Annotated in this window: 13 protein-coding genes; 5 read left to right on the forward strand and 8 right to left on the reverse strand. The window is 29.2% G+C overall.

Annotated elements, in window-relative coordinates:
• Positions 1-6: 6 nt before the first annotated feature.
• Positions 7-447 (reverse strand): hypothetical protein, encoded by a 441-nt coding sequence (locus tag FMG_RS09095; protein WP_012289923.1) that lies wholly within the window; start codon positions 445-447, stop codon positions 7-9.
• Positions 448-1024: 577 nt separating this feature from the next.
• Between FMG_RS09095 and FMG_RS09490 the strand changes: the two genes are divergently transcribed.
• Positions 1025-1747, forward strand: coding sequence for a C39 family peptidase (locus FMG_RS09490; protein ID WP_012289924.1), 723 nt, complete (start codon positions 1025-1027; stop codon positions 1745-1747).
• A 62-nt stretch (positions 1748-1809) separates the two neighbouring features.
• On the opposite strand, the gene FMG_RS09105 is transcribed toward FMG_RS09490, so the two are convergent.
• A complete protein-coding gene (locus FMG_RS09105; protein WP_012289925.1) occupies positions 1810-2139 on the reverse strand; it encodes a hypothetical protein in 330 nt (109 codons plus the stop codon).
• A 350-nt stretch (positions 2140-2489) separates the two neighbouring features.
• Between FMG_RS09105 and FMG_RS09495 the strand changes: the two genes are divergently transcribed.
• Genes FMG_RS09495 through FMG_RS09125 form a run of 4 tightly spaced genes read left to right on the forward strand, consistent with a single transcriptional unit; the run spans position 2490 to position 4973 of the window.
• The gene (locus FMG_RS09495) at positions 2490-3158 is read left to right on the forward strand and encodes a glucosaminidase domain-containing protein (protein WP_012289926.1); all 669 of its coding nucleotides are present in this window, start codon (positions 2490-2492) and stop codon (positions 3156-3158) included.
• Positions 3158-3589, forward strand: coding sequence for a hypothetical protein (locus FMG_RS09115; RefSeq protein WP_012289927.1), 432 nt, complete (start codon positions 3158-3160; stop codon positions 3587-3589). Before FMG_RS09495 ends, FMG_RS09115 begins: the two co-directional genes overlap by 1 nt.
• Before the next feature lie 15 nt (positions 3590-3604).
• Positions 3605-4264 carry a hypothetical protein gene (locus FMG_RS09120; RefSeq protein ID WP_012289928.1) on the forward strand — a complete coding sequence of 220 codons (660 nt, stop codon included), beginning with the start codon at positions 3605-3607 and terminating at the stop codon, positions 4262-4264.
• Complete coding sequence (locus tag FMG_RS09125) at positions 4257-4973, forward strand: hypothetical protein (RefSeq protein WP_012289929.1); 717 nt, start codon at positions 4257-4259, stop codon at positions 4971-4973. Before FMG_RS09120 ends, FMG_RS09125 begins: the two co-directional genes overlap by 8 nt.
• Before the next feature lie 86 nt (positions 4974-5059).
• On the opposite strand, the gene FMG_RS09130 is transcribed toward FMG_RS09125, so the two are convergent.
• The 6 genes from FMG_RS09130 to FMG_RS09155 all read right to left on the reverse strand — a co-directional run bounded on the left by FMG_RS09130 (position 5060) and on the right by FMG_RS09155 (position 14271).
• Entirely contained in the window at positions 5060-6559 is a 1500-nt protein-coding gene (locus FMG_RS09130) for an albumin-binding GA domain-containing protein (protein WP_041250687.1), read from the reverse strand.
• Between the two features lie 602 nt (positions 6560-7161).
• Entirely contained in the window at positions 7162-10281 is a 3120-nt protein-coding gene (locus FMG_RS09135; RefSeq protein ID WP_012289931.1) for a G5 domain-containing protein, read from the reverse strand.
• Between the two features lie 189 nt (positions 10282-10470).
• Positions 10471-11112, reverse strand: a complete 642-nt coding sequence (locus FMG_RS09140; RefSeq protein WP_148161038.1) for a class A sortase — start codon at positions 11110-11112, stop codon at positions 10471-10473.
• The gene (locus FMG_RS09145) at positions 11102-11653 is read right to left on the reverse strand and encodes a SpaA isopeptide-forming pilin-related protein (RefSeq protein WP_012289933.1); all 552 of its coding nucleotides are present in this window, start codon (positions 11651-11653) and stop codon (positions 11102-11104) included. Before FMG_RS09145 ends, FMG_RS09140 begins: the two co-directional genes overlap by 11 nt.
• Positions 11640-12299: a sortase gene (locus tag FMG_RS09500; RefSeq protein WP_158297420.1), complete on the reverse strand. Its 660-nt coding sequence runs from the start codon at positions 12297-12299 to the stop codon at positions 11640-11642. The genes FMG_RS09145 and FMG_RS09500 overlap by 14 nt, the downstream gene beginning before the upstream one ends.
• A 34-nt stretch (positions 12300-12333) precedes the next feature.
• A complete protein-coding gene (locus FMG_RS09155) occupies positions 12334-14271 on the reverse strand; it encodes a SpaA isopeptide-forming pilin-related protein (protein WP_012289935.1) in 1938 nt (645 codons plus the stop codon).

The raw sequence follows: 14271 nt of genomic DNA on the forward strand, positions 1-14271 counted from the left end.
CACCAATTATTCAAATACCATTCTTTCTATATTTTCCATCTTCTTAAACGTATCTGCCTTAGTATCTAAAATGTCTTCTGGAATATGTTGTAAATCTTTTTCTAAATCCTTAATTAAGCTTATTACACGTTTACAATCCAAATATGTTGCTCTCATTTTTACAGGAAGGATTTGCTCTTTAATAACATCGATTAACATATCCTCGCAGGACTCATCATAAACATAGATTTCCGCAGGGTTTAATAAAAACTTAGATGAAAAAACAAACATTCCATCGGGCAATCTTTCGTTCAATTCTAACGTTATTGAATTTCTATATGATTTTACTTTTGAATTATATTCGGAAGAATCACCGCAATTTAATCTTATTACGCCCTGTGATCTAACTTTATTACTATAGCTATCTATAGTTTCTTGCTTAAATATATCTTTCCTTTTCCTTTTCATTTTCTACTCCTTTAACTTTACATATTGAAAAAGGACTGTTTCCCTTATTTCTCTGTTCTTGTTATACCCGAGAAAAATAGGACTTTGGAAAAATTGAGATTTATTTGAAAAATAATATCATTGGAAAGGAAAGAAATACTGTCATTAAGTTAAAAAAGTGATAAAATTTTTTTGATTTTTTTGAAATTTATAAAATTCTTGGGTATAACACTAGTGAGAGATGGAAAAAAGAATAAACTTCTTTATTTGTTTAATTTCATTGGTTTAAATTCATAGCACTTCCATCTCTCCCTAAAATTTTAGCTTTCAGGAACTTAAATAGAAAACTAAACAACATTACGATAGTAATTCTTTGACATTTAAAAAAATATTTTTCACACGACACGCCGATTAGCATTGAAACAAAACCCCCTCCTCTATTTTGGGGTTAATCCATAAATAATGCGTAATCATATAATCTAATTTGTTAAGTTGAAATTTTCCTAAAAGCGAACAACAACCCGAACATATTCTTAACCTTATATGTAAGGGTTGTTGTTAAATCAAAATTATGTAAATTTGTTTGAGGTGTTATAAAATGCTTAAAAAACACAAAAAAATATTAATTTTTTGCCTACTGTTATCATGTTTAGTTAATACTCATAGTTATGCTAGTACTAACCTAAAGATCGATAACGATGAAATGACAGAAAAATTAATCGAATTAGACAATAAATCACTAAAAACAAAATTCTTAATTAATAATATAATAGAAAAAAAACACAGACTTTCTGAAAAATATGAAAAAGAACAGAGTTTTCAAGATGTTATATACTTTAATCAAACTGATCCTAGATTTGCCTATACCCCATACGGTGATGGCGACTTTGGAATAGTTCAAAACACAGGCTGTGGCCCGACATCTGCTGCTATGGTTGTAAGTACACTAACTAAAACCTACACAGACCCTAACGAAATAGCAAGTTGGGCTATGTTTAATGGATACAACATGGGAAATAACGGTTCATCTTGGGAACTATTCCCTGCTGTTGCTAGAAAATACGGTCTTGATTATCAGTTTAGCTACAGTATAGAAGATGCAAGAAATTGCTTAAAAACTGGAGGGCTTGTAATACTTAGCCAAAACTCATCGCTTAATAACTACTGGACTGATAGTGGTCATTTCATCGTTCTAACAGGCTATGAAGATAATTTATATACCGTAAATGATCCATATAGCATATATAGAACCGAAATATATCACACACAAGACCAAGTGTTTATTCCAAATAAAGCAATCTTTTGCTTTTGGAAAAATTAATTACACCTTTTTTTAAATTTTTTTATATATAAAAAAGCAAGCACAACATAGTGCCTGCTTTTTTAATTCCATGGATCGTCTTTATCTTCTTCCACTTTATAATAATCTGTCATTATTGTTTCATCCATATTATTATCTTCTTTCATATAATCCTTTTTAATTGATTTTGCCTTCTTTTCCATTTTACGTCTATCGAATGGTTCAAGTATCAATCCTAAAATTGTCGTTAGAAAATGCAAAATACATAAGCACATGAATTTAAAAAATTCAAATATTGCTCTTGCTACTGAAAATAGCGGTTTGAATATAAAGCCTAATATTGCAAATACGATTGATATAATCCCCAATGCTACAAATATTAAAAATATATCTCCCCAAATTCCTAAATCCATAACTACTACCACCCTTTCTTAATAATAATATATCACAAATCTTATTCTTACTATATATATATCGGAAAAATATCTGATAAAAAATAGCCCATTTTTTCTAAAAATTATACCTATCCCACAAAAACCCATGGTTTTTGTGGGTATAACAACAATGCAAGATAAATACTACTACACCTGCTTTATGCAGGAGAAATCGGATTGATTGCACCGATTTCTAAGGAAAATGCCAATAATATCTATTATTCGCCAAGAGTACTCCATTCTATAGCTTGCTATAGGTGGAGAGGTTCATTGGCCGTTTTCCTTAAAATAAAAACGCAATTTAAAATTATACGAAAGAGGAATTCAAAGTGAAAATCAAAAATAAAATACTCGCATTAACTATGGCAACAGTAATGATCCCTCAGATCTCTTTTGCATGTAGTAATGAAGTTAATGAAATATATTTAAAAAACAGCCAAATATCTATGCTAATAGAAAAGTGCAAAGAAGAAATATACAGAAAAAAAGAAGTAAGCCAAATGATTAAGAATGTAGAAAGTTTTAGAAACGATATGTATAGTAGCCCGATTTATAATCCTGTTCATATCACATACATATCATCTGACGGATTAAATAAACTTTTAGAAAATACTGGTTTAGAAAACCTTGGAGAAAGTTTTTATAAAGCTGAAGAAAATTATGGTATTAATAGTGTTTTTCTTATATCTTTAGCAATGCTCGAATCTGGTAATGGATATAGCAGAATTGCAAGAGAAAAAAATAATCTTTTTGGGTATAACTCAAACGATAGAAACCCTTACGGAGATTCTTTCGCATTTGAATCAAAAGAAGACTGTATCGATTATGTGGCTGAATCAATAAAAAGAAATTACCTATCAAGTGACGGTAAATTCTTTAACGGTTATTCAATAGAAGCAATGAATATCAACTATTGTAGTAAAGATAACTGGCACGAGCAAATCAAAGATATAATGTACAATTTATATCGTGAAATAAACGAAAGGGATATAATCTAATGTACGGAATTATAGTTAAAAAAGATAACACCATATTACCACCATCATATTATCCCCTTATGCAAGGTAAAATATGCTTTCAAGACGGTAATATAAAAATATTCTTTGAAGGGGCAATGATGAGAATGATGTTATCTAATCGCCCTCTTTTTGGTATGAACAAAATAAAAGACGATAAAGACGAATACAAAATAAGTGTTAACAATATCAATTTAGAGTTTAGAAACATATCGAGCTTATTAAAAGATCGATATATAGGTACTAAATTCGAGAATAACGATATGACTAAAGATCAGTTCTTGATGAGCTTTACGACTAATCATAAGTATGAAATTATGTATGGATTTGGTATTGGAAATGATGCAAAAAAATTCTTTTTAAGTCAAAAATACATTGAATTAGCCAAAACATCAATGAGCTGGTATAAGTAATTTTAAGGAGTTTTTATGAAGATTAAAAAAATATTTTTAATAATACTCGCTTTATTAACACTCTCATCTTGTAACAAAGCTAATACCGATATCTTACAAGAAAAAACTACAAGAAAGCAAAAAGAAATCACAATGAAAGATAAATCACTTGAGGAAATAAAAGAAGATGATATTAATAAAATCATTGAAAAACAAGACAAATTACTTAAAAGAACAGATGTTAACAAAGAATTAAAAGGCAAAGACTTAATATTTTTTAAAAGCGAGAATATTGTCGAATATGTAATAGAAGAATCTAAAAGCAAAGGGCTTCACGATTTAAAAGAGATATCTCACGAAGAAAAGCAAAAAGGAAAAACTTTTAATAAAAACTTAAATAAGTTTATGGAAAGTTTTAATAATGTTAAATTAAAAAAACAAGAAAATATATTTTCTGATTTAGAATTAAAAGACAAGGTAAACAAAGATAAAAAGTACATTTTTTTCAGCTTTTATGTAATTGAAAAGTCAATAGCTTATCAAATAGAACTAGGAATTGACGAAAACGACAATATAATCTATAAAGTTAATAATCAAAAAAGACCATCAGCTATGCTCGGTGAAAGCGGGGTCTTCACAGCTAAAAAAAACACTTATTCAAATATGTTAAAAATATTAGGAGGAAAAAATGAATAAAAAAATAGCCTTATTACTAACATTTTTCTTAATTCTACTTCTCCCCTCTTGCAAAACAGCTAAAGATAAATTTAAAAATGTATCTCCAGAACAAGCCCTAACAAATGCTATAAACGACTGGAACACAAGTAATAGCTTAAATGCCAACTTTGAAAACCCATCTACTATGACTGATTACTTTAACAAATACTATTCCTTTGCTAATCAATCTCTGTATTCCCCATTAAGATGTGTTAAATTCAATATTAAAGACGAGAAGGATAATAGATTTGACTATAAAAATCCTCCCGATGTTTATGTAATGCATGTAGATTTTATTAGCTACAATGCCTATGCTAATTATTACAACTATCTAAAAGATAAAGTATCATTAGGACAAGAAATCGCTGAAAAAAACTTAGAAAAAAACTTGTTTAAAGACCAACCACAAGAAAACAGCGAAAATCGTCTTAAAGACGAAGAAAAAGAAAAGAAATTTGTAGCCGATGAAAAAGACTGTGTAGTTTTTGAAAATGTCGCTATTAAGTTTCTAAGAAACCCTAACGGTGATTATGTAATATCTTGTGGAGAATTTCAAATTGAAGATTATACCGCTATCTTTAACGGCGACAATACCAACATTGAATTGTTCAATGTTCTATCTGGAAACTCTCTAAATGCCTATATAGACTTCCAAAAAGAAATTGTAAAAAAGAGTGGAATCAATTAAGACCCCACTCTTTTTTATTGTATAGGTTTAAACTACTTTTACTACTATTATAATTATTTTTGGTTATTATGTCTACCTACTATTTACTATTTACGTTTTTTAAGTGAAATAAAAGCACCCGCAACGCTTGTTAAAGCAGCTGCTGCTAATGTTACAACTTCAGCTTCACTACCTGCTTTAGGCAATCTAGTTTTTCTGTTTTGCACTTTTACATTCTTATTAGCTTTCTTAGGATTATTAGCTTTTTGTTCCTTACCAGCTTTTTGATCCTTACCAGCCTTTTTATCATCTTTCTTTTCGCCCTTTTTCATTTGAGCTTTTAATTTATCTAATTGTTTAGAAAGTTCTTCTTTTTCTTTCTTAACCTTTTCTAATTCTTCTTTTTGTTTTGTAGAATTTTCTAAAGCTTTTTCAAGATTTTTAATTTTTTCTACAACATTTTCTTTAGCTTTTTCTTCTTCTTTTTCTTTCTTATCAGCTTCTTTTTCACCAGCTTTTTTATCTTCAATCTTTAGTACATAGTAGTATCTTCCATCTGCACCTTGGCTAATAGAATATGAGTTATTTATTTTATCATTTTCTAAAGCTTTCTTAGCTGCTGCTTCAGCTTCTTCATATGTTGCATATCCATCTTGTACTTCTGAATCTTTTTTATCAGCTTGTGCCTTTTCATCTTCGGCGATTTTCTTAGTCCAGTAATCAGCTACTGCCTTTTCATAATCTTGTTCAGCTTTAACCCATTTATTGTATTCTTCTTTTGAAGCTTCTTCTAATGCTTTTTCACCAGCTTTTTTATCAGCTTGTGCTTTTTCATCTTCCGCAATCTTCTTAGTCCAGTAATCAGCTACTGCTTTTTCATAGTCTTGTTCAGCTTTAACCCATTTGTTGTATTCTTCTTTTGAAGCTTCTTCTAATGCTTTATCAACATCTTTTGAAGAATTTTTATGAGATTTAATTAATTCTTCTTTTAAAGCCTTAACACCTTCTACAGTCTTTCCAGCGTTGATTCTGTCAACGAAGAACTTAGAAGTAATACCATTTGCTTTTAATTCTGCAATTGCTTGTTCTTTAGCTTTCTTTAATTCTTCTTGTTTGAAAAGCTTGTTGTATTCTTTTTCAGCCTTGTCTAAGTATTCTTTTTCAGAATTCTTGTTATTGTTTTCTTTAGATTCTTTTTCTAAAGCTTTTTGTGGATCTTGCTTATGAGCTTTAATTAACTCAGCCTTTAATGATTTAACACCTTCTACAGTCTTCGCAGATTCAATTTTATCTAAGAACAACTTAGATGTAATTCCGTTAGCTTTCAAATCAGCGATTGCTTGTTTTTTAGCTTCTTCTAAAGCTTTAGAATCTTTTTTAACATCTTTTTTAGATTCTTTTTCCTTAGCTTCTTTTTCTTTTTCAGCTTTTTCTTTAGCTTCTTTTTCAGCCTTTTCTTCTTCGGCGAATTTCTTAGTCCAGTAATCAGCTACTGCATCATCATAAGATTTTTCAACTGCACCTGGATCTCCTACTTCACCTAAGTAATCATCAGCAAATGTGTTGATTGGTGCTAACAAAGTAGCAGCTAACGTAATTCCTGACATTACCTTCCACAACTTTTTACTATTTTTCATGTTTCTTTGACAATGGAAACCCTATTATAGGTTGGAATTTGTCTCCTCCTTTTTAAAAATTTGCATAAAATTTATGCTTTTAAAATCAAATTCGTTTCCAAGCAATTTTATTGCTATTCCAGTACGCTATTGTTATACCCACGAATTAGGTATATTTGGAAAAATTTGAAACATTTTTTCATATTTTTCACTTACATCTTTAAAATATCGTGATTTATAAAGACACAACAACGATTAATTCTATAAAATGTACCAATTTATGAACCTCTCCACCTATAGCAAGCTATAGAGTGGAGTTTCTTTGTTTGTAGAAAACAAAACTACAGTTTTTTAATAAGCTCCAACAACTTGATAATACAAGTTGTCTTTCCTATAAGGATGGTTCACTGCACCCTCTATCCATTTAACTGGATTACATTTAAGCATATAACTCAGATGTTGTTAATTTAATTGTTTAAATATGCCAATTCACCTCCACCTATAGCAAGCTATAGAATGGAGTACTCTTGGCTAATAATAGAAAATAGAAGCTAGAAAGATTTAGCCTCTATTTAGCCTCTATTTTCCTAATATTATTTTCTACGTTTTTTAGATAAGCTTATACCTCCTATTGTAGCTAATGCCCCGACAGCTAACGTCAATATTTCCGAGTTTACTCCTGCTTTTGGCAAATGTGAAACTTTCTTTGGTTCATGACTATTATCTTTTTCATCATTTTTATTAGTCTTTTTAGCTATATCCTCTATCTTTGTAGCTGGAATTGTCTTCTTGGCTATATCTTCTATCTTTGTAGCTGGAATTGTCTTTTTAGCTACATCTTCAATAGTTCCTATCTTTGTAGATTTATGAGTTGTAACTTTAGGATTTACAAGCTTGCCTGTTTCTTTTTCCACTTCATAGATTGTTGTAGTTGTTGTTGTAATGCCATCTTTAGTTTCAACTTCAACTTTTTTATTACCTACTTTAGTTAATCCATCAACTTTATCTTTGATTACTTTTTTAGTCACTACATCCTTTTTGCCTGATTGAGATACAGTAGTTATTTCTTTTTCGCCATCAACAGCCTTTTTAACTTCTTTTTGTTTTCCAAACTCTAATATTTCATCAGCTTCATAAGAAACTTTAGCTTTAATTGTTTCTTTAGTAGTCTTTGTTGTTTTAGCTACATCTTCAATAGTTCCTATCTTTGTAGATTTATTAGTTGTAACCTTAGGATTTACAAGCTTACCAGTTTCTTTATCTACTTCGTAGATTGTTGTAGTTGTTGTTGTAACACCATCTTTAGTTTCAACTTCAACTTTCTTATTACCTACCTTTGTTACACCGTCAATAGCCTTTCTAGTTTCTTTTTCTGTTACTATATCCTTTTTGCCTGCTTGAGATACAGTAGTTATTTCTTTTTCACCATCAACAGGCTTTTTAACTTCTTTTTGTTTTCCAAACTCTAATGTTCCATCAGCTTCATATTGAACCTTAGCCTTGATTATTCCTTTAGTAGTCTTTGTTGTTTTAGCTACATCTTCAATAGTTCCTATCTTTGTAGATTTATGAGTTGTAACTTTAGGATTTACAAGCTTGCCTGTTTCTTTTTCCACTTCATAGATTGTTGTAGTTGTTGTTGTAATGCCATCTTTTGTTTCAACTTCAACTTTCTTATTACCTACCTTTGTTACACCGTCAATAGCCTTTTTAGTTTCTTTTTCAGTCACTACATCCTTTTTGCCTGATTGAGATACAGTAGTTATTTCTTTTTCACCATCAACAGGCTTTTTAACTTCTTTTTGTTTTCCAAACTCTAATGTTCCATCAGCTTCATATTGAACCTTAGCCTTGATTATTCCTTTAGTAGTCTTTGTTGTTTTAGCTACATCTTCAATAGTTCCTATCTTTGTAGATTTATGAGTTGTAACTTTAGGATTTACAAGCTTGCCTGTTTCTTTTTCCACTTCATAGATTGTTGTAGTTGTTGTTGTAACACCATCTTTAGTTTCAACTTCAACTTTCTTATTACCTACCTTTGTTACGCCATCAACTTTATCCTTGATTACTTTTTCAGTCACTACATCCTTTTTGCCTGATTGAGATACAGTAGTTATTTCTTTTTCGCCGTCAACAGCCTTTTTAACTTCTTGTTTCTTTCCAAATTCTAATGTTTTATCAGCTTCATATTCAACCTTAGCCTTGATTATTTCTTTAGTAGTCTTTGTTGTTTTCGCTATGTCTTCAATCTCTGTTGCAGGAATTACCTTTTTAGTACCTACTTCAGTAATTTCTTTAACTGGTTTGACAACAACTTTTTCAGAAATTTTCTCTCTCTTTGTTTCTTTACCGTTTTCGTAAGTTACTTTATAAATAATTTCTTTAGTGCCATTAACACCTTTTTGAACTACTTTAGTTTCACCCTTTTTGAGCTTAGGATTTTGTTTAGTTTCTGTAGTATATTTAATAATTTCTGTTTTCTTTTCTTCTTTAGTTTCTTTTTTAACCTCTGTCGAAGAACCTGTATTATCCTTTGAATTTATTGCTATATTCGTAATACTAGTGCTATAATATTCCCAAAAAGCACTATCATTAGCTATGAGTTCACCACTTGAAACCCCACCATCATGTTTATTAAAATCTATTGACTTTTTATAAGATAAATTACTTAAACGATAAATATATTTTTTACCAACAGGTATAGAATTTTCTACTTCAACAACTATCTTAGACGGTTCACCATATTTACCTTGAATTACATCAATAACTTTTAATGAACCGCTTGAATCAGATTTAGAATAATCAACACTATATGGATTGTTCGAATTATAATCTTTTTCATAAATAGAAGAACTTGAAGAAGATATAGTATCACCTTTTTTTATTAAAGATATGTCGAAACCATTATCAATTTCTAAAGTAAATTTTTCTCCTTTCAAGTCATCTTTCTTTAAACCACCTTTTTCTCCACCATTACTTAAAGATAAAGATAGATACGATTTATAAAAACCATTAGAATCTTTATCATTATAAGTATAGGTGTTCCCAAACGGATACACCAACGTAGCTTGAGCATTAAAAATATTGGTTGAGACTTCTTTTTGACCATCAATCAAAAACTTATAAGAATAATTAAAGGTTCTACTATCAGGATCATAATCTGATATAGAATAACGTAAACCCGGACTAATTTCACAATTTATGTGCAACTTGACATCATTTCTATCAACTATCTTGTCGGTAAAAACAACCTTAAGTATTCTAGGAACATTAGTGTCAGTACTATAACTTGAGTCAGTTTTAGACCTTACTATATTTTCTGTACGACTTGTAACATAACCAATTTTGACACCATCTTGAACAATATCAAAACTTGTACGTAAAAGAGTAGAGCCTAAAACTTTTATTTCAATATAATCCCCTGCTTTATAGGGTTTGTTGGATTTAGAAATTAATTCAAAAGATATTTTAGAATATGGATTATAAGGGTTTCTGTCTGTTGAAGATATTTTAAAATTCTTAATTAAAAAATTACTACTTACATCGCTACCAGTAGCTTTAACTGGTACTCTTTCAATATTATCACTAATTTCCAAACCTACATTAGGTGCTAAATCATCATTTGCTATTTCAGCGAATGATGGACTTGTCATCAGTATTGTTCCCAATATGAATGATGTAGACAATACTTTCAACATTTTTTTGTTTTTCATTAAAAACCTCCTAAAGTTTTTTTAATTTTCTCTGACTACCCCCCCCACAATCAATATCGTGGGTTTTTTGACATTATTGTTATACCCACGAATAAGGCGTATTTGTAAAAATTTGATTTTTTCGCAATGATAACATAATCAAGCCTAATTTCCGAAAGAAAAAATAAGGGCTAGGTATAAACCCAACCCTTATTTTCTTTTATAGACTTTATCTAATGTTGCCCTTACAACTATTCTGTTTTTGGGATAAAAATGATTAACGTCATCGCAAGTGTACAAAGTAATCAGCCTTTCATTTGTGTTTTCGTTAATTAGCTTTGTATCGTTTTTATTTACTCTTTTAACAAAATTTACCTTATACAAGTACACATTGTCATTATCACTAACCTTAATAACGTCGCCTCGTTTTAAGTAGCGTAATGATGTAAACAAAAACTTTTTATTATATCTGCTGCAATGACCGGCAAGTATATAATTACCAACCTCACCCATTCTAACCTCATTCCTAGGAAGTTGTTCGCAAGCACCCTTCATTAAATTAGCATTATTTAAGCCTTCATAGATTTTAAGGTTTAGACCTATTTGATCTATTACTAGTTTTCCTTTAGGCATAGCTAAGTTCATTTCATCTTTGTATTTTAAGATTGTTCTTGCTGACAACATTTCAACATTGTCTTCATTATAATCGGGTATTAATCCTATTTCAGAGTTTTCTTTGTAAGATGTATTATATAGTATTATTTTCTCCATTAATTCGTCAGATTTAAAATAGAGAATGGCAGAAAACAAGATAAGCATAATACCCAACATTATAACCAACTTATTTTTCATATCTAAATTTTCTTTTTCCAAACACTAAAGGTGTAATTACCATACCCATACCTAATACTAGAGGTATAATAAAACCAAAATTACTAATATTTGTTTTTGCGTATTTGTTTGTCTTTTTAGTGTTTGTAGTTTTTTCTTGAACTTGATTTATTTTATTATTATCTTTAGGTGTTTTCTTATTTGTTTTATTTTCCTTAACTATTGCAATATGTTTTGGAAAATATTTTACAGTTTTTGGTGTTTTATCGTCTACTGTAAACAAAAAATCTTTAGATTTAATAAAACCATTTGCTGTTGCTTTTTCCTTAATGACATATTCGCCTTTTTCTAATTTCACTGTTTCTTTCGACTTGTTTTTCATGTCAATTACAGATTTTCTATCTTTTGTTTGATTAGATATTTCGTACTCAAAACCTTTAATTGGGTTTTTCTGTGAATCTATATTTTCTATCACGAAGTTTATTGAATCATCTGTATTTTTAAAGCTAGAAAAAGATAAGCACATAATTAAGCATAGAAATAATATTTTAATTTTTTTCATGTCTTTCTCCTTTACCAACAAAACTTAAAATTAACAACAATAAAGCTAAAACCGATATTGATAATAGGACAATCTCGTAGATCGATATTTTAAATTTAAACTTATCCATACTGCCACTAAATTTAGTCTTTTTCCCTATTACATGAATTCTGTTAGCACCATCTAAACTACATGTTCTAAGTGTAACGTACTTGTTGTTGTCGTTAAATTTTTCAATAAAATTACGCTCATTGTCAGGGCTTACTAATTTATTCTCGATGACAGAAAACTGTTCTATTTCATTTTTGGTGTTTTTGATATAGAATTTATCTTTCTTATTTAAGTCTTTAATGTTCATTAATAAGACACTATCAGATAAGCCATTGTGACTAGTCAAGACCTCATTATTTGTGTTCTCGTATTCTTCAATACTTCCTACACCATTTATTAAAGCCATTTCACTAACATCTTCATATATCGGAAGCTTAACATCTATTTTAGGGATATACAAAACCCCCTTAACTTTTAATAGATTTTTAGCTATATTTGTATTATCATTGTCTTTAATTTCAAATTGTTTTTCAAAAGCTTGGATAGTTTTTTGTTGTCTATTATGATTGTAGATTCTAATTTGATAGATTGGCATAATGGTAAAAATAATTACCATTATTAAGCCTAATCTAACAAATATTTTTAAACCATTATTTAGCTTTTTCTTTTTCATCTTTTTTAAGTTTGATATAAAATACCGATATTAACATTAAAGAGCCACCAGCTATTGCAACTGTCTTTATTAAATCTTCCTTACCCGTTACAACGAGTTCTCCATCTTTCGAGTTTACAATATCTTTAATTGTTCCGTCTTTAACACTATCATCTTTAATTACAATCTTTGTCTTAGTGTCTTTTGATAACCTATATCCACTAGGAGCTTTTATTTCTCTAAGATAATATATACCAGAAGATAAACCTACAACATTAAAACTTCCATCATCTGATGAAATAAATTTATACGCTTTATTATCGTCAACCTTTTCAAAGCTTATCGCTTTTCCTTTTTCGTTTTCCTTAAAGCCTACAAACTTTTCGCCTTTTTCGTTTTCTAATATAAATTCAGCACCTTTTAAACCTTTTTTATTAGTTTCAAAAATGGTATCATTAACTTTTTTGACCTTAAAACCATAAGTTGTAAACTTAGTTTCTTTATTTTCAACTCTGTCTTTATTGTTGTTATATTTTGAGTTGTTAAACACGAATTCAACTTTGTTTTTATAGTCACCATTAGCAACTATGTTGTTTTTGTTTTTAAACTGTGCCTTGTATTTTATCGCTATGTTATCTTGTAAATTTTCATTGTCGATAAAACTAATTTCAAATGCGTTTTTATCCTTGTTAAAAGCTATTTTATAGTCTTTATCTTTTTCAAGTAATGACGTTTTTGATTTTATGGTAAAAGAATTTTCAATATATTCTAGGTGATCTGTTATGTTGTCTCCTAAAACCAACTTATCTTTTACAACTAGCTTGGAATAATCTTTAATGTCTTTTGGAACATCTACATCTATTCTAAAATCTATGTCTTCAAATATTGCGTAATTGTTCTTTTTTACTTTAGATAAGTCTTTAGATTTTGTTTCGTTAACGATTCTTTTATTAGAATACGCTCTTTCGTAATTTACAAAGTGTTTAAACTCTTTTGAACTGTTGATATTTCCATTTTCATCTACACTAAACGATAACTTATTATTAGAATCTAATTTTGAAATACCGCTAACTAAATACTTAGAATTGTCGTTATCTTTTTTTAAATCATCAACAAGAGAATCTACAGCTTGTTCAACTAAGAAATAATTGCCCTTGACTAGATTATTAAGAGTAATCTTTCCGTTTTTTGTTTCTAAAATCATATCTTTATCGAATGATTTTACAACTTTTGCGTTTTCGATATCACTTGCTTTTCCGTAATATAGCTTAAATCTTGCACCGTCTAAAGGTTTTTCTTCATTTTCTTTATTATCTTGTGCAAATTTAAAGAAATCTAGACTTAAATTATTTGCTGGATTTATTTGGTTTTTAGGATATAAGTGTAATTGTTTAGTATGGCCATTATATGGAATACTAAAACATATTGGCTTTGATCTCTTAATAGTAGATGTAGGGCTTGTAGTTTCGACTAAAACATACAAATCATCATGTTTTGGGTTTTTAATCTCTATTTTAGAAATCCCTTCATCATTTACCTTTATTTCATCATTTATCTTAGAGAACTTAAATGATGTTTTCTTATTATCTAATACTGCTTTTCCCACTTCATCTGCTATTTTAAACATATCTTTTTCTACTTTTAAAACAGAATTGTCTACTTTATATAGAGAAAAACCGACATCACCATATTTTTGTCTGTTATATGGCTTTACATCAGGATTATCTATTTTTAATTCATCGCCTGTGTTTTTGATAAAATCATTTATCTTGTTTTTATACATCAGTTTATGAATGTAGATAGTAAATTCCTCTGTTTGCGTTTTACTTGTGATATTAATATTATTAATACCACTTGCAAAAGTCAGCTGTGGAATAAGCATAGCCAAAGATAACGTTGATAACGTCAAAACCTTTAGTAATCTTTTTGATTTCAC

This window comes from Finegoldia magna ATCC 29328 (assembly GCF_000010185.1).
GTDB classification, from domain to species: Bacteria; Bacillota; Clostridia; order Tissierellales; family Peptoniphilaceae; genus Finegoldia; species Finegoldia magna_H.